The organism is Roseomonas alba (assembly GCF_019430885.1).
Lineage (GTDB): Bacteria > Pseudomonadota > Alphaproteobacteria > Acetobacterales > Acetobacteraceae > Neoroseomonas > Neoroseomonas alba.
Map to the genome: position 1 here is coordinate 27,001 of NZ_JAHYBZ010000011.1, position 14,682 is coordinate 41,682.

At 67.6% G+C, this 14,682-nt stretch carries 16 protein-coding genes and 1 pseudogene; 8 read left to right on the forward strand and 9 right to left on the reverse strand.

Translation table 11 applies throughout. From position 1 onward, the window contains the following. The first annotated feature begins 378 nt into the window (after positions 1-378). The 3 genes from KPL78_RS25840 to KPL78_RS25850 are packed head-to-tail and all read left to right on the forward strand — an operon-like array spanning position 379 to position 2,854. The gene (locus KPL78_RS25840; RefSeq protein ID WP_219765887.1) at positions 379-1,074 is read left to right on the forward strand and encodes a GntR family transcriptional regulator; all 696 of its coding nucleotides are present in this window, start codon (positions 379-381) and stop codon (positions 1,072-1,074) included. 41 nt (positions 1,075-1,115) lie between these two features. Then, entirely contained in the window at positions 1,116-1,802 is a 687-nt protein-coding gene (locus tag KPL78_RS25845; protein WP_219765889.1) for an HAD-IA family hydrolase, read from the forward strand. Positions 1,803-1,834: 32 nt separating this feature from the next. After that, positions 1,835-2,854, forward strand: coding sequence for an amino acid ABC transporter substrate-binding protein (locus tag KPL78_RS25850; RefSeq protein ID WP_219765890.1), 1,020 nt, complete (start codon positions 1,835-1,837; stop codon positions 2,852-2,854). A gap of 140 nt (positions 2,855-2,994) precedes the next feature. On the opposite strand, the gene KPL78_RS25855 is transcribed toward KPL78_RS25850, so the two are convergent. From KPL78_RS25855 to KPL78_RS25865, 3 genes are read right to left on the reverse strand one after another with little or no spacing between them, the layout of a single operon-like run. Next, a complete protein-coding gene (locus KPL78_RS25855) occupies positions 2,995-4,014 on the reverse strand; it encodes an amino acid ABC transporter substrate-binding protein (RefSeq protein WP_219765891.1) in 1,020 nt (339 codons plus the stop codon). Positions 4,015-4,035: 21 nt separating this feature from the next. Continuing rightward, positions 4,036-5,406: an aspartate aminotransferase family protein gene (locus tag KPL78_RS25860; RefSeq protein WP_219765893.1), complete on the reverse strand. Its 1,371-nt coding sequence runs from the start codon at positions 5,404-5,406 to the stop codon at positions 4,036-4,038. Continuing rightward, positions 5,403-6,278 (reverse strand): MurR/RpiR family transcriptional regulator, encoded by an 876-nt coding sequence (locus KPL78_RS25865; protein ID WP_219765894.1) that lies wholly within the window; start codon positions 6,276-6,278, stop codon positions 5,403-5,405. The genes KPL78_RS25860 and KPL78_RS25865 overlap by 4 nt, the downstream gene beginning before the upstream one ends. Before the next feature lie 427 nt (positions 6,279-6,705). Here KPL78_RS25865 and KPL78_RS25870 point away from each other — a divergent pair, with 427 nt between their 5' ends. From KPL78_RS25870 to fdhD, 3 genes are all read left to right on the forward strand, one after another. Next, a complete protein-coding gene (locus tag KPL78_RS25870; protein ID WP_219765896.1) occupies positions 6,706-6,954 on the forward strand; it encodes a hypothetical protein in 249 nt (82 codons plus the stop codon). Positions 6,955-7,137: 183 nt separating this feature from the next. After that, entirely contained in the window at positions 7,138-7,515 is a 378-nt protein-coding gene (locus tag KPL78_RS25875; RefSeq protein WP_219765898.1) for a Rossmann-fold NAD(P)-binding domain-containing protein, read from the forward strand. A 298-nt stretch (positions 7,516-7,813) separates the two neighbouring features. Then, positions 7,814-8,605, forward strand: a complete 792-nt coding sequence (fdhD, locus tag KPL78_RS25880) for a formate dehydrogenase accessory sulfurtransferase FdhD (protein WP_219765899.1) — start codon at positions 7,814-7,816, stop codon at positions 8,603-8,605. A gap of 7 nt (positions 8,606-8,612) precedes the next feature. Here fdhD and KPL78_RS25885 read toward each other — a convergent pair whose 3' ends face one another. The 6 genes and pseudogenes from KPL78_RS25885 to KPL78_RS25905 all read right to left on the reverse strand — a co-directional run bounded on the left by KPL78_RS25885 (position 8,613) and on the right by KPL78_RS25905 (position 12,574). After that, positions 8,613-9,788 carry a cysteine desulfurase family protein gene (locus tag KPL78_RS25885; RefSeq protein ID WP_219765901.1) on the reverse strand — a complete coding sequence of 392 codons (1,176 nt, stop codon included), beginning with the start codon at positions 9,786-9,788 and terminating at the stop codon, positions 8,613-8,615. A 314-nt stretch (positions 9,789-10,102) separates the two neighbouring features. After that, positions 10,103-10,561: a response regulator transcription factor gene (locus KPL78_RS25890; protein ID WP_219765902.1), complete on the reverse strand. Its 459-nt coding sequence runs from the start codon at positions 10,559-10,561 to the stop codon at positions 10,103-10,105. 50 nt (positions 10,562-10,611) lie between these two features. Continuing rightward, positions 10,612-10,788, reverse strand: a pseudogene (locus tag KPL78_RS30490) (LuxR C-terminal-related transcriptional regulator); the annotation flags it as partial. A 12-nt stretch (positions 10,789-10,800) separates the two neighbouring features. Beyond that, on the reverse strand, positions 10,801-11,268 hold the full coding sequence (locus tag KPL78_RS25895; protein ID WP_255569465.1) for a response regulator transcription factor: 468 nt from the start codon (positions 11,266-11,268) through the stop codon (positions 10,801-10,803). Beyond that, positions 11,265-12,116, reverse strand: a complete 852-nt coding sequence (locus tag KPL78_RS25900; protein WP_219765904.1) for a PAS domain-containing sensor histidine kinase — start codon at positions 12,114-12,116, stop codon at positions 11,265-11,267. The genes KPL78_RS25895 and KPL78_RS25900 overlap by 4 nt, the downstream gene beginning before the upstream one ends. An 89-nt stretch (positions 12,117-12,205) precedes the next feature. Next, on the reverse strand, positions 12,206-12,574 hold the full coding sequence (locus tag KPL78_RS25905; protein WP_219765905.1) for a hypothetical protein: 369 nt from the start codon (positions 12,572-12,574) through the stop codon (positions 12,206-12,208). A gap of 314 nt (positions 12,575-12,888) precedes the next feature. On the opposite strand from KPL78_RS25905, the gene KPL78_RS25910 reads away from it, so the two are divergent. Together KPL78_RS25910 and KPL78_RS25915 are read left to right on the forward strand one after the other, a co-directional pair. Beyond that, positions 12,889-14,208 carry a cupin domain-containing protein gene (locus KPL78_RS25910; protein WP_255569490.1) on the forward strand — a complete coding sequence of 440 codons (1,320 nt, stop codon included), beginning with the start codon at positions 12,889-12,891 and terminating at the stop codon, positions 14,206-14,208. Next, positions 14,129-14,647 (forward strand): Dps family protein, encoded by a 519-nt coding sequence (locus KPL78_RS25915; RefSeq protein WP_219765909.1) that lies wholly within the window; start codon positions 14,129-14,131, stop codon positions 14,645-14,647. The genes KPL78_RS25910 and KPL78_RS25915 overlap by 80 nt, the downstream gene beginning before the upstream one ends. Positions 14,648-14,682: the final 35 nt, after the last annotated feature.

A 14,682-nucleotide genomic window follows, 5' to 3' on the forward strand; every position in this document is an offset into this window, starting at 1 on the left:
CCGGCGTACCGCTGCACGCAGGACGACATCCCGGTAGGCTCAACACGGGGATGCGCGATGGCCGTGCACCACCGCTCTCAGCGAGACGACGCGCGCGCCTTACCTGCCCCCGATTGGGGATCCAAGGGCTATAAGAGAGGCGGCCCAAGTTCTTCCCTGGCCGTCTGGCCCCGCCTACGCTCCGGCAGGGCCAGACGGCCAGGCCAGAACACCAGCCAAGTCTCTCATAGCGCTTGGATCCCCAATCGGGGGCAGGTCAAGCGGCGGACCGGCCGTAGCCTTCGCCGTGGTATCGTTCGGCTGCGTGGCGGCGCGACGGCGCGGATCCGGAGGCGATTTGGACTTGCCGATTTTCGACAATCGTCCCAGGCTGCCCGAATGGAGATTGCAAGCAGCCTGGCGCAAATCACCGCACGTCGATCCGCCCATACGCGATCCATTCCCGACATCGTCGCGGAGACGTTGCGGGAGGGGATCCTGACCGGATTGCTGCCGGCGGGGATGCAACTCAAGCAGGACCACCTCGCCCGTCACTTCGGCACCAGCCGCGCGCCGGTACGCGAGGCTCTACAGATCCTGGCCGGCGAAGGCCTGCTGACGGTCAGCCGTCACCGGGGCATCGCCGTCGCGGAAGCGGATGCCGCCGATCTTCAGGAGATAGCGGAAATGCGGGCGATGCTCGAAGGGCATGCGCTGAAGCTTTCTGCGATGCGGTTGACCGAAGGCGATCTCGGTGAGGCGGCTTCGATCCTCGATGAGGCAGAGGCGACGCCGGCCGACCCGCTGCGGCAGTCCGATCTTCATTGGCGCTTCCATCGCCTGCTGATGGCGCGGGCCGAAAGGCCACGCATCCTCGCCCAGGTCGACCACCTTCACATCGCGATATCGCGCTACCTGCTGCCGGCCTGGACCGAGGTGGGATTGTCCGGGGACTGGGTTGCATCGCATCGCGCGCTGCTCGCGCTGCTCCGGCGCGGAGAGGCCGTGGAGGCCGCAGCCATGAATGCTCGCCAGATCGAGGAGGCGCGCACCCGCGTCTCCGCCTGGCTTGCGCAAAAGGAGAAGACTGGATGAGCGACGGATTCGACACGCATATCGCAGCGGAGGACAAGCGCGTGCTGACCTTCGACTGCTACGGCACGCTGATCGATTGGGAAAGCGGCATCATCGCGACCGTGCGGCCTTGGCTTGAGGCGGCGGGAAGGGCTGAGATTCCTGACGATCTCGTGCTTTCGGCCTTTGCGCTGCACCAGGCGCGGCATCAGCAGACGCGTCCGGCGCTTCTCTATACCGAGGTGATGGCAAGGACCTGGGCCGACATCCAGGCAAGTTTCGGTCTGCCCGAAGACGCGGAGCAATGCGCGGCCTTCGCGCGATCGTGCGGCGACTGGCCGCCATTCCCGGATACCGTCTCTGCCCTGCGGCGGCTGTCGACCCGCTTCGCCCTTGCGATCCTGTCCAATGTCGATGAGGCGTCGCTTGCGCGTAGTCTGGTCCGGCTGGAAGTACCCTTTCTGCTGACCGTCACGGCCGAGCGCGTAGGCTCCTACAAGCCCGGACTGCCGCATTTCGAGACGGCTTTCGAGGATCTCGCGGCGCGGGGCTACGACCGGGGTTCCATCCTGCATGTCGCCCAGAGCCGGCACCATGACGTGGAACCTGCGGCGAAGCTCGGCCTGCCGGTGGTGTGGGTGAATCGTCGCTACGGTCAGCGCGGTACCGGCGCCACGATTGCAAACGCAGCGGTGCCGACAGCGCGGGTGCAGAGCCTTGCCGCACTTGCTGACGCCTTGGCGGTTTGATTTTCGACAATCGACAAAATAGGAGTCTGCACATGCGTCTTCTTGCCGCTTTGCTGTTCGCCGGCGCGGCGTTGCTGCGCCCGGCCGCAGCCCAGACGTCGATTCCGGCTCCGACGCTCGATGCGGTGCGGGCCCGCGGGCATTTGATATGCGGAACCGCGCCCAATCTGCCGGGCTTCGCGGCCGTCGACGGACGCGGCGAATGGGCCGGGCTGTATGTGGACGTATGCCGCGCCGTCGCCGCCGCGGTGTTCGGGGACGCGAGCCGGGTTCGCTATGTCGCCACCACGACCCAGAACCGGCTGCCGATGCTCCAGACCGGTGAGATCGATATCCTGGCCTCCAACACGACCTGGACCCTGACGCGCGAGGCGAGCCTCGGCCTCGAGTTCACGGGCGTTACCTTCTATGACGGACAGGGCTTTCTGGTGCGGCGCTCGCTGGGCGTCACCTCCGCACGGCAACTCGCAGGCGCGACGGTTTGCGTGCAGCCCGGCACCACGACGGAATTGAACCTTGCCGATTACTTCCGGCGCAACGCCATGCAACTGACGCCGCTGGTGATCGACACGCTGGAGGAAGTGCGCAGCGCCTTCCTCAGTGGGCGCTGCGACGCCTATACCATCGGCCGCGCCGCGCTCGCCGCGTTCCGTGCCGGGCTCGGGGGCCAGGCGGACGAGTTCGTGCTGTTGCCGGAAGTGATTAGCAAGGAACCACTCGGCCCGGTGGTGCGGAAGGGTGACCAGCGCTGGTTCGACCTTGTGCGCTGGTCGGGCTTCGCGCCATTGCTGGCCGAGGAGTTCGGCATCACCTCGTCCAATGTGGAAGCGCGGTTGAACGACCCTGATCCCGAGGTGCAGCGTTTTCTTGGTCGTTCCGGCGGCTTTGGCACCATATTGGGGGTGCGCGACGACTGGGCCTTCCAGATCGTGCGTCAGGTCGGCAACTACGCAGAATCCTGGGATCGCAACGTCACCCCGCTTGGTCTCGATCGCGGTGTGAATCGTCTGTGGACGGATGGCGGTATCCATTATCCACCACCCGCTCGCTGACAATCCGTCTGGAAGCGCGGCAGTCGGCGCGCTTCCCAATGCGGCGCGGCTCCGGCTCGCTCGGGCGGTCTCGGAAGGCCGTCTCGTCGAGCAACGCGCTTAAGCCGAGCGGCCTGGAAGCGGCCGCCCGGCAGCGCGGATCACCGGAAGGGGATCGCGTACATCAGTCCACCGCTGGTCCACAGGCCGTTCAGCCCGCGCTGTAGCTTGAGCGGGCTGGCCTGGCCGACATTGCGTTCGAAGATTTCGCCATAGTTCCCGACAGAACGGATCGCCGCGAGCGCCCAGCCATTGTCGAGGCCGAGACGCGAGCCGAACTCGCCGCTGCGGCCGAGCAGCCGCTGCACTGTGGCATCCGTGCTCTCGGCGGCCATGCGTTCGGCATTGCCCTGAGTCACGCCGTACTCCTCGGCCTCGACCAGCGCATAGTGGACGGAGGTGACAATGTTCGCCCAGGCGTCATCGCCGTTGCGCACGAAGGGGCCCAGCGGCTCCTTGCTGATCGTCTCCGCCAGCACCACGAACTGCGCGGGATCCGGTGCGACGGTGCCGATCACGCCGGCCAGCGCCGAGGCGTCCTGCGTCATGGCGTCGCAGCGGCCCGCGAAGAAGGCCTGGTACATGGTGTCGATGCGTTCGAACACCACGGGCTGGAAGCGGATGTTGCGGGCCCTGAAGGTGTCGTTCAGGTTGAGTTCATGCGTGGTGCCCTGGGCGACGCAGATCGTCGCGCCGTCCAGGTCCTGGACGCGCTGCACATTCGCATCGCGCCGCACGACAAAGCCCTGGCCATCGTAGAAGTTCACCGGAAGCTGCCGCAGTCCGAGCGTATTCCCGCGCAGGAAGGTCTGGGTGGAGTTGCGCAGCAGTACGTCGATCTCGCCCGATTGCAGCGCCGTGAAGCGGTTCTGCGCGGTGAGGGTGACGAAGCGCACCTTGGTCGCATCCCCGAGCACGGCGGCAGCAATCGCGCGGCAGTAATCGGCATCGAGGCCGCGGAACTCGCCGCGGCTGTCGGGCGCGGAAAAGCCCGCGAAGCCCTGGCTGATGCCACAGGCGAGGGTGCCGCGCTGGCGTATGGTGTCGAGCGTGGCGGCCGAGGCTGCCCCGGCCCAGCCGGCCAGCGCGGCGGCCGCAGCGATGATGAAACGGCGCTTCATGTCGTTCTCCTTGGTTGGATGTCAGCGCAGCGAGGCGATGGCCGCATCGACGGCTTCTCCGAGCCGATCGACGATCAGGTCCACCTCGGCGGGCGAGACGATGTAGGGCGGGGCGAGCAGCACGTGGTCGCCGCACCGTCCATCCGCGGTGCCGCCCGATGGGTAGCAGGCCAGGCCGCGTGCGAAGGCTTCCTTCCTGATGCGTGCGTTGAGCTGCAGCGCGGGGTCGAAGGGATCACGGGTTGCGCGATCGGCCACCAGCTCGATGGCGCGGAACAGGCCACGGCCGCGGATGTCCCCGACATGACGGTGATTGCCGAAGCGTTCGACCAGCTTCTCCTCGAGCCGTCCACCCATGGCGATCACGTTGTCGAGCAGCCGATCCTCGCGGATCACCCGCTGAACTTCGAGCGCCGCGGCGCAGGCGATCGGGTGCGCGAGATAGGTATGGCCATGCTGGAAGGCGCCGGAGCCCGCCTCGATCGCCGCGACGATGCGCTCCGAGACCAGCACCGCGCCGATCGGCTGGTAGCCGCCGCCGAGGCCCTTCGCCACGGCCTGGATGTTGGGTGCGACGCCTTCCTGTTCCCAGGCGTGGCGCGTGCCGGTACGGCCCATACCGGACATCACCTCGTCGAGGATCAGCAGCGCGCCGTGACGGTCGCAGATCGCTCGCACCGCCTGGAAATAGCCGGCGGGCGCGGTGACGCAACCCGCCGTCGCGCCGACCACGGGCTCGGCGATGAAGGCGGCGACGGTGTCGGGGCCGAGGCGCTGGAACTCCGCCTCCAACTCTGCCGCGAGGCGCGCGACGAAGCCGGCCTCGTCCTCGTCCGCGCGTTGCTCGCGATAGGCGAAGGCGGGGGAGACATGGCTGAAGGCGGGCGAAAGCAGCGGCGCATAGGGCGCGCGCCGCCAGGCATTGCCGCCGGCCGCCAGCGCGCCGAGCGTGTTGCCGTGATAGCTCTGCCGCCGCGCGACGATGTGGCTGCGCTGCGTTTGGCCGATCTCGACGAAATATTGGCGGGCGAGCTTCAGGGCGGCTTCCACTGCTTCCGACCCGCCCGAGACGAAATAGGCCTGGCAGAGGCCGCCAGGCGCGTCCCCGACCAATTCGTCCGCCAGCGCCTCAGCCGGTTCCGAAGTGAAGAAGGATGTATGCGCGTAGCAGAGCTTGCCGGCCTGCGCCTGAATCGCCGCGACGATGCGCGGGTGCTGATGGCCGAGGCAGGAGACTGCCGCGCCACCAGAGGCGTCCAGCACCTCCCGCCCGCCCTGTTCGACGAGCCAGACGCCGTGGCCACCGACAGCCATGGGCGGAGCGAGGCGGGAAGAGCGATGCAGCACGAGCGTTCGGCGCGGCTGCATGGCGGCGATGGGGGTGTCCATCATGCGGAGGGATCCACTTCAGGGAGGTATTGGGATTGCGCGGCAAGCCGCGCCTCGCTGTCGCGCAGGCGCTCGAACGCAGCGGGGCCGCCCAATACGAATGACGCCGCGACGAGAGCCTGCGCGGTAGCGATCGCACCCGTCAGGCTTGGGAAGAAGCCGGGGCCCGTGGCGGCGTCGAACAGCAGCAGGTGGTCCGCGCCTTCGGCCATCGGCGCGGTTGGAGTATCCGCTATCGCGATCACGATGCATCCCGCTGCGCGCGCCATCCGAGTGGCGAGCACCGAGGAGCGCGAATAGGGTGCAAAGCCGATCACCACCATGGCGTCGCCACGGCGGAAGGCGCCATGATCGAGATCCTCGGGTCCGCTACCGCCGACGAGGCGAACCTCATCGGGACGGAAAAGGCGGAGTTGGTAGTGCAGGAGCTGCGCGACGCTGTGGCAGGACCGGAAGCCCGCCGACCAGACGCGTGGCGCACGGCATAGCGCCTCGGCCGCCGCGGCAATCGGGTCGGCATCGAGTCGGGCGAGGCCAGCGGCGTCGGCCGCCAGCATCGCCCTCGGGACCGAGGCCGCCGCCCCTCCCTTGGCGTCGGCGTCCAGCTGGGCGCGGCGGGAATAGGGGCCCTCGGCGCCATTCCGCCGCACCTCGATCATCGCGTCGCGCAACGCATCCCAGCCGGCATAGCCGAGCGCCTGGGCGAGGCGCGTGAAGGTGGCTGGGTTGGTCCCGGCTGAGGCAGCAAGGTCGCGCATCGACCGCGTGGCGACGTCGAAATCGTGACCCAGCACGAAGCGCGCGGCTTCCCGGAGCTTTGGCGGCAGTTCGGGCAGGGCGCGACGCACGAGGTCGAGCGGTGGCGGCGGCGACATAAGACAAATGTTTCATACTTTGCAACTTCACGCAACGAATGTTTCATTCGGGGGCAACCGAGCGCCTGCCTTGCGTTCGGGCCAGCCAAGTGCGGGTCGGCTCCAGCCGGGCCCGATCCAGCGCAGGATCGGTGGCATGGGCGTCACGCTGCAGCAGTTGCGCGTCTTTACTATCGTGTACGATGTGCGCGGCTTCGCGCTCGCCGCAGCCGCGATCCATATGACGTAGTCAGCCGCGAGCAAGCTATGCGCGGAACTGGAAGCCAATCTGGGCATCCAGCGTTCGAACGCAGCGCGCGCCAGGTCGTGCCGCTCGATGCTGCAGCCGAGCTTTACGACGACGCGCGCAGGTGCTGAGGACGCTGTGCGAGGCCGAGAGGAGCCTCGACAGCTATCGCAACCTGGATCACGGCATGGTCCGCCTCGCTTGCTCGCCGATGATGGCCTATGGGCTACTGCGCAGCGTGTTGGCCGGCTTCGCGGCGCAGCATCCCGCCAATCGCGGCAGCGCGATGGCGGCTTCACGGCCTTCCTCGACAGCGCCTACGGCATCTCTGGTCTCAGCGCGGGCCTCATCGCCGGGCAATTCGGCTACGCGGCGGTCTACCTGTTCAGCGCCGCCTGCGCGCTGGTTGGTGCGGCGGTGGTCCTCGCCGCGCGCCGAGCCCGATCCTGACGCACGGGAGACCATCATCATGCCACGCATCGTCATCTGCGGCTCGTCCACCGGGCTCGGCCCGATGGCCGCCGAATTGCTGGTCGGGCCGGGGCCCCGGGTCGTGCTGCACGGCCCACAGCGCCCGACGCACGGAGGATGCACGCGCAGCCCTGCAGCAGGCTGAAGCCGTGGTCATCGGCGATGTGGAGACCACCCGCCGGCACGAAGGAGGTCGCCGCGCAGGCCAATGTGCTCGGCCGCTTCGACGCGGTGATCCACAACGCTGTCGGCTATCGCGAGGCCCTGCGCGTCACGACAGATGGCCTGCCGCATGTCTTCGCCATCAACACGCCGCCGGCCTATATTCTGACGGCGCTGATGGAGTGGCCGAAGCGGCGCTGGTACGGATCGGCGGTCTATGCCGAAAGCAAGCTGCACGACGCCATGCTGGCCTCCGCCGTCGCGCGGCGCTGGCCGGAGGTAGTGTCCAGCGCGCTCGAACCCGGTTGGGTACCGACCCGGATGGGCGGACCTGGTGCTCCGGACGACATGGACCAGGCGCATCATGCGCAAGCCTAGCTGGCGGGGCGGAGCCGAATGGCCGCCGGCGCATCTCCCCGCTTCTGAGGTGGCGGCTTCGTCGGGCGGAAACGTATGTCGATGAGAATATCAGCGAACGCATCACTTTTGGTGATCTCGCTGGCGTTGGCGGGTTGAGCGAGTTGCATTTCGCCGCGCAGTTCAAGCGCCCCACCGGGCAGCGGCCGGTCTTGCGGGAGGCGATCGTGGCCTTGGCGCGATCCCGCGCTGGTAATCGGAAAGCCCGCCAGCCGCTGCCGCGATAGGAAGGGCGATGTGGGGAGGAGCCCGGACAGCCATGATCGGTCACGCAGACAGCATAGTGCTTCTTCCGAAGGGCCACGCCGGGCAGTGCTGCCCGGTCGCCGAGGAAGTGCCTGTGGCCCTGACCTACAACGGCGTGTCCCACGCGGTGATGATGGCCACGCCGCAGGATCTCGAGGACCTCGCCCTCGGCTTCTCTCTGACGGAAGGCCTCATCGCGGGCAGCCACGAAATGCTGGATATCGAGGTGACGCCAGCTTGCCGCGGCATGGTCGTGGCGATGACCGTCACCCATGAGCGCTTCGCCGCGCTGCTGTCGCGGCGGCGGAACCTGGTCGGGCGGACCGGCTGCGGCCTGTGCGGCGTCGAAAGCCTAGACCAGATCCGGCTTGGCGGCGACGCGGTCGGGGCGGGCCCGATCCTTCCCGGCGATGCGATCCGCCGCGCCATGGCGGCACTGCCGGGCCGGCAATTGCTGCGCAACAGCGACCATGCCGTGCACGCCGCGGCCTGGGCATCGGCCCGTGGCGACATTCTGCTGCTGCGCGAGGATGTCGGCCGGCACAATGCGCTCGACAAGCTGATCGGCGCCATGGCCGCCGAAGGATGGGATGCCGCGGAAGGCTTCGCGCTCATTACCAGCCGCTGCAGCTACGAGATGGTGCAGAAGGCCGTGACCGCCGGCATCGGCGTGCTCATCGCCATGTCGGCGCCGACGCAGCTGGCGCTGGATGTGGCGACGGAGGCAGGGGTGACGCTGGCGGCCTGGGCGCGCGGCGACCGCTGGACGCTCTGCACGCATCCCCATCGCGTCTTGCCGGCGTAGCGGCCACTCATCGGCGGAGCAGCGGCGCCGCCCGCAGGATGGCGGCGGCGGCGCGATCCACCTCGGCCTCGGTAGTGAAGCGGCCGAGACCGAAGCGCAGGCCACCCAGCGCCTCCTCCTCCGTCATTCCAATTGCCCGCAGCACGGGAGATGGATGCAGCACGGCGGAGCCGCAGGCCGAGCCGGAAGAGATCGCGACGTCGTCGCGGAGCAGATGGATCAGGTCCCGCGCCACCAGCCCCGGCCAGCCGATATTGAGGCTCCCCGACAGCCGGAAACGCGTCCCGCCATGCACCCGCAAGCCCGGCAGCGCGGCCAGGCGATCGAGTAGCCGGTCGCGCAGCATGGCGAGGCGCAGAGACTCTTCGGGCATCGCCGCCTGCGCAATTGCCGCCGCGGCGCCAAAGCCTACGATCAGCGGTACGGGCAGCGTGCCGGGCCGAAAGCCGTGTTCTTGCCCGCCGCCAAAGAGGATGGGACGAAGGTGCCGTCGCGCCGGACGGGTCACGACGAGCGCCCCGACACCCTTCGGGCCATGGAACTTGTGCGCGGAGAGGCTCAGGAAGTCGGCCCCCAGCGCGGGCATCGAGACCGGGATGCGCCCGACCGCCTGCGTGGCATCGACATGGAACAGGATTCCATGTTGCCGCGCCAGGATGCCGATCTCGGCCAGCGGCTGGATGGTGCCGATCTCGTGGTTCGCGAGGGAGATCGAGATCAGGCCGGTGCCGGGACGGATCGCCGCCGCGACCTGCGCCGGATCGATGCGGCCCTCGCGATCGACGGGAAGGATGCTGACAGGGTCGCCGCGGCGTTCGCGCTCCGCAGCGCAGGCAACGATGGAAGCGTGTTCGATGCCGGTCGTGATCACGTGCGGCCCTGCGGCATCGGCACTGCCCATCAGGGCGAGGTTATTCGCTTCGGTCGCGCCCGACGTAAAGACGACCTCGGCAGGCCGCGCGCCGATCAGGGCGGCGACCTTGGACCGTGCTGCCTCCACCGCTTCCTGCGCACGCCAGCCATGCCGATGCTCGGCCGAGCCGGCATTGCCGAAGAAGGTGTCGAGGTAAGGCAACATGGCTTCCCGCACGCGAGGATCGAGCGGCGTCGTCGCGTGGTGGTCTAGATAGATCGGCATGTGCGTCGCGGTGGTGTCCGGTCCGGCCTGCCATCCTGCATTCATGCCATCCTCCGCTTGTTGTCGGCCATGTCGGCGGCCGGCCGCGAGCAACCGATCAATGCGTGGCGGGAGTGGTCGGCATGGTGATACTGTCACCCATTGTACAGATATGCCTTCCTTGCGGTGATACCGCCCGGTGCCCGATATTCAGAGCACCCCAACGCGCAATCGGCCACTATTGTTGTCGATGCACCACGCCGTTGGCTTCCCGCGCCTCATGGTTCCTTGCCATTCCTCACGGCAATGCCGCGGACGTCTGGCGCCTTCCCAGCCACCCTGGGCGTGCAGCATCCGGCGCCAGGATGCGAAGCATTGCTTCACGCGCCGCGCGGTCGCGCTGCCTTTTCATCGACCAAAGCGTGCATGAGCTGAAGTTCGATGGTGTCTCCATCAACGGGCTTGTCGAGATAGGCCCGGGCGCCGGCCTGCATGACCTGACGACGGATAACCTCGGTGGGAAAGGCGGTCAGGAAGATGATCGGGATCGAGCGGCCCGATTCCACCAGCACCGCCTGAAGCTCCGGCCCGGTCATGCCCGGCATCTGCACGTCCAGGATGAGGCAGGCGGGTTGGGGCTGCGCATCGTCACCGAGAAACTCTCTCGCCGAACCATAGCAACGCACGGCATAGCCCAGCGACCGCAACAGGCTCGATAGCGCACCCTGCACGGCCTCGTCATCATCGATGACAGCCACCAGGGGAACAGGATTCATCCGGATCACACTTCCGCGCCGCATCATGAGGGGCAGCGTCCGATGCGCGGCGTGACTGCTCATGCCATGGCGCCAGCGAGCCTGGAACTATACGGAGGTTTACAGGACGCTTGTCAGGGGTGCGGCAGGCCGAGCGCCTCGGCCTGCCGCACCAGATCGGCGAGCGAGCGTGCCTGCGTCTTCCGCATGGCATTGCCGCTATGGATCTTCACGGTGATGTCGCTGAGCCCGAGAATGCCCGCGACCTGCTTGTTCATCAGCCCAGCGACGACATGGATCATCACGTCGCGCTCTCGCGGCGACTAGGTATCATAGCGGCCGCGGAGATGATCCTCTGCCTGCGCCTCGTGACGCCGAAGCCGGCCCCGCGCGATTGCGGCCGTGGCGACGTCCAGCAGGTCCGGGTCAAGGAAGGGCTTGGCGAGCAAATCCACGGCGCCCGCGTTCATGGCGCGGGCGCTTATCGGGATGTCGCCATGGCCGGTCATGAAGACGATGGGCAAAGCAATGCCAATGCGAGCGAGCTCGGCCTGGAGGTCGAGGCCGCTGATTCCCGGCAGCCGGACATCGAGGATGATGCGGCCGGGCAGGTCCGGCAGAGCCATTGCGAGGAGTTTGACTGACCAGCCATGAAGCCGGGTCGCGAAGCCGACTGAGCGGAACAGGTTGTCAAGCGATTCACGCACCATCGTATCGTCGTCGACGATGCTAACCATCGTCTCCGGCGCCGGCTTCTGCGGCGGCGCGCCGCCCTGGACCGAACGCATCATGCCGCCACAGCCATCCATGATGGCCGCCGGCAGGCATAGGGTGAACGTGCTGCCCTCGCCCAGGCGGCTCTCGACGGAAGGCCCACGGCCATGTGCCTCGGCAGTGGCACGGCAGATCGCGAGCCCATGCCCATTCCTTCCTCGCTCGTCGCGAAGAACGGCTCGAAGAGCCGTTGTTGGTCTTCCGGCGCGATGCCGGGACCTGTATCGCTGACCGTGATCAGGACGCGGTCGGGGCCATCGCGGCGCGCGGCGATGCGCAAGCGCCGAGACGCCGACTGTTCGGCCATGGCCTGGCTCGCATTGACCATCAGGTTCACGGGGATCTGCTGGAGCCGGAGGCGGTCGCCACCCAGCGCCGGCAACTCGGCGGCGATCTGACTGGCGCGACGGCCCCAACCGACGATGCGCCCAATCGACTGCTCGACTTCCGCTAGGTCGGGCAGGTCGCGACGCAACCAGCGCAGGCCGGTTTCGCCACTGGTGACGACCGCTGTCAGGGGCTGGTTCACCTCATGCGCGATGGAGACCGATCGTTCGCGAAGCGTCGCCGCACGCGTGGCACGGGCGAACTCTGCCTGAGCGTGGAGCAGCGCGTGCTGCGCCTGTCGGCGTTCGGCGATGTCTACGACGGAGATCAGCACGGTGCCCTCGGGTCCGTCGGGCGGCAGGAAGGTGACGGTGAACAGCGCGGGGAAGGGGCTCCCGTCCGTTCGATGGATCTCTGCTTCCGCCTCAAAGAAGGCGTCGCCTCGTAACCAGGCGTCGAGCGCATCAAAGGAGACACGGTCGCTTGCCATCAGCAGGTTGCTTGCTGCGGTCGTGCCGCGGTGAAGCATGGTCAACATGACGGGATGGACGTCGACGGTGCGGCACAGAGCGCGCAAGCACCCGATGGCGGGCGGGCTGCGCTTGGCGGATGGCACAGGCTCTACGCTCAGCGCCTTGCGGATAGCGCGCTAATCCTGCTCCACGACGCCGGTGCGGCTGGAGTCGAACATGCGGCATCGCGGCGTTCGCTGCGTGACAGAGCATCGGCAGCGGCCTGACTTTGCAGCACCAGCGGCGCAGCGATGGCAACGGCAAAGAGGCTGACGGAGGCCGGGAGGGTCGATGAGCCGATATGCCGAAGCCCAAGCATGTCGACATGGACGATCATGGTCGGCGGGATTGCCCCGCTGGTGGCGATAAGGATATCGCGCCGCCGCCCCCAGCGCCCGGCGATCAGCATGACCACGACGTAGAGAACCACCACTGCGCCGTCGATTGGCGTGAGGATGTCCACCAAACAGATGGCGAGGGCCAACAGGCCGGCAAGGAACCGCAGGGAAACAGGCGCGACGTGCTATCGCGGCCGGGCAGTTCCAGTGTCCTGTGCTCGCTCGCGGTACCGCTACCCCGCATGCTCGGGATGCCCGCCATCCCTGCCGCTTCGGACCATGCCCCGCCGAAGGGATGGTTGGAACTATACTCAGGCTTGCGTGGCGCGCCCGTTTCAGGCGCTGCGATGTCATGGCTTCAAGAAAGATCCGCTGCTGCGGGGTGAAAGACCGCGCGACGGGAGGAATGCCTCAATGGCGAACAGGCAGCGCCCTGCTTCCGTGGTCAGATGAGGTCCCAATGGCGTCTTCGATCAGCCGCCGTAGCCTTGCCGGGACTGCCGGCGCGACACTCGCCGTCCCGGCTGCCGCCAGCGACTTCGGCAATCCGGACCGCCCGTCGGAGGGTGCGGTCAATGCCTCGCCCCAGGCGCTGAGCGATCCCGGGCCGCAGGCCCCGACGATCGCGCGGCAATTCCCCTTCGCCTTCTCCCCACCCGCGACGGATATCGGGGGGATGCCGCCCTTCTGGAGTTCTTTCAACATCGCGCATCGCCGCATCCAGGACGGCGGCGGGGCGCGCCAAGTAACGCAGGAGGGCTTCCTCCTCTCCTCAGCCATCACCGGAGTGAACATGCGTCTTGCCGCCGGCGGCATCCGGGAACTGCATTGGCACCCGGCGGCCGAATGGGCCTACATGACGACAGGGCGCTGCCGCATCACCGTCATGGACACCAAGGGCCGCGCCTATGTGCAGGATGTCGGCATCGGTGACCTCTGGTACTTCCCCGCCGGCACGCCGCCTTCGCTTCAGGGCCCCGGTCCCGATGGCAGCGAATTCCTCATCGCCTTCGCCGATGGATCGCAGCCCGAATACAATACGCTGCTGTTAAGCGACTGGCTGGCCCATGCGTCGCCCGAGATCCTCGCCACGAATTGCGGCGTGCCCGCGGACACCTTCCGCGAGATTCCGCTGAGCGACCTGTGGATCTTCCAGGGCACCGAACCGAGCCCGCTCGCCGCCGATCAGGCGGCGGTGCGAGCCGGTAGCACGCCACCCGAGCCTTTCGCCTTCTCGCTCGCTGTGCGGCCACCGCTGAAGGAGACGCGGAGCGGATCGCTGCGGCTCGCCGATAGTTCGATCTTCAAGGCATCGAACACCATCGCCGCGACGCTGGAGACCATCAGGCCCCGCGGTGTTGGCGTAGTGCCGCGCGCAAGCGGCCACTACGTGCAGAACACCGGCGATACGGACCTGGTCTTCGTCACGATCTTCCGAACCGCGGAATACCAGAAGGTTTCGCTGATCGACTGGCTGAAGCGCACCGCCGGCGCTGGTCGCACAGCATCTCAGCATGGATCCCGACATCCTCGCGCGGCTGGCGTCCGACGATCCGGGCGTCGCGCCGCGATAGCCGACGGGCGGCGGCCGCGAGGCGCATCAGACCAATGTATGAGCGCACCACGCCTTCCTCTGATTCACCGGATTGCCGGGGCTCCTTACCGTCTCCCCCAGTTGAGCCCCGGAAAAGGAGATCGTGATGGCCGGCACCACTCTCACCACCCGCCGCAAGGCACCACTGCGGACGCCGACGGATCTGGGCGCGAACGCCACCGCTGACATATCCGCGGCGCTGACCGGCGTGCTGGCGGACATGTTCGCCCTCTACCTCAAGACCAAGAACTTCCACTGGCATCTCTCCGGCCCGCATTTCCGGGACTACCACCTGATGCTGGACGAGCAGGGCGACCAGATCTTCGCCACCACCGACGCGCTCGCCGAGCGCGCGCGCAAGGTCGGGGGCACGACGTTGCGCTCTATCGGTCACATCGCGCGCCTGCAGCGCCTGGCGGACAACGACGCGGACTACGTCACGCCCGAGGACATGCTGGCGGAGCTGGCGGAAGACAATCGCCGCGTGATCGGATTCCTGCGCGCCGCGCATGTGGTCTGTGAGGATCACAACGACGTCGCCTCGACGAGCCTGATCGAGGTTTGGATCGACGAGGCCGAGCGCCGCGCCTGGTTCCTCTTCGAGTGCACCCGTGCGGCGGACTGACGTCCTGACGTGCCTCCGGGGCCTGTGCGCCCCGT

Excerpts from the sequence above, each read along its gene's own strand:
- KPL78_RS25895 (WP_255569465.1), bottom strand. The coding sequence starts at position 11,268 with ATGATGCGTTCGGTCCAGGGCGGCGCGCCGCCGCAGAAGCCGGCGCCG.
- KPL78_RS25860 (WP_219765893.1), bottom strand. The coding sequence starts at position 5,406 with ATGATGGACACCCCCATCGCCGCCATGCAGCCGCGCCGAACGCTCGTG.
- KPL78_RS25865 (WP_219765894.1), bottom strand. The coding sequence starts at position 6,278 with ATGTCGCCGCCGCCACCGCTCGACCTCGTGCGTCGCGCCCTGCCCGAA.
- KPL78_RS25885 (WP_219765901.1), bottom strand. The coding sequence starts at position 9,788 with ATGAATGCAGGATGGCAGGCCGGACCGGACACCACCGCGACGCACATG.
- KPL78_RS25910 (WP_255569490.1), top strand. The coding sequence starts at position 12,889 with ATGGCGTCTTCGATCAGCCGCCGTAGCCTTGCCGGGACTGCCGGCGCG.
- KPL78_RS25840 (WP_219765887.1), top strand. The coding sequence starts at position 379 with ATGGAGATTGCAAGCAGCCTGGCGCAAATCACCGCACGTCGATCCGCC.
- KPL78_RS25850 (WP_219765890.1), top strand. The coding sequence starts at position 1,835 with ATGCGTCTTCTTGCCGCTTTGCTGTTCGCCGGCGCGGCGTTGCTGCGC.
- KPL78_RS25890 (WP_219765902.1), bottom strand. The coding sequence starts at position 10,561 with ATGAGCAGTCACGCCGCGCATCGGACGCTGCCCCTCATGATGCGGCGC.
- KPL78_RS25900 (WP_219765904.1), bottom strand. The coding sequence starts at position 12,116 with ATGTTGACCATGCTTCACCGCGGCACGACCGCAGCAAGCAACCTGCTG.
- KPL78_RS25875 (WP_219765898.1), top strand. The coding sequence starts at position 7,138 with ATGTGGAGACCACCCGCCGGCACGAAGGAGGTCGCCGCGCAGGCCAAT.
- KPL78_RS25855 (WP_219765891.1), bottom strand. The coding sequence starts at position 4,014 with ATGAAGCGCCGTTTCATCATCGCTGCGGCCGCCGCGCTGGCCGGCTGG.
- KPL78_RS25915 (WP_219765909.1), top strand. The coding sequence starts at position 14,129 with ATGGCCGGCACCACTCTCACCACCCGCCGCAAGGCACCACTGCGGACG.
- fdhD (WP_219765899.1), top strand. The coding sequence starts at position 7,814 with ATGATCGGTCACGCAGACAGCATAGTGCTTCTTCCGAAGGGCCACGCC.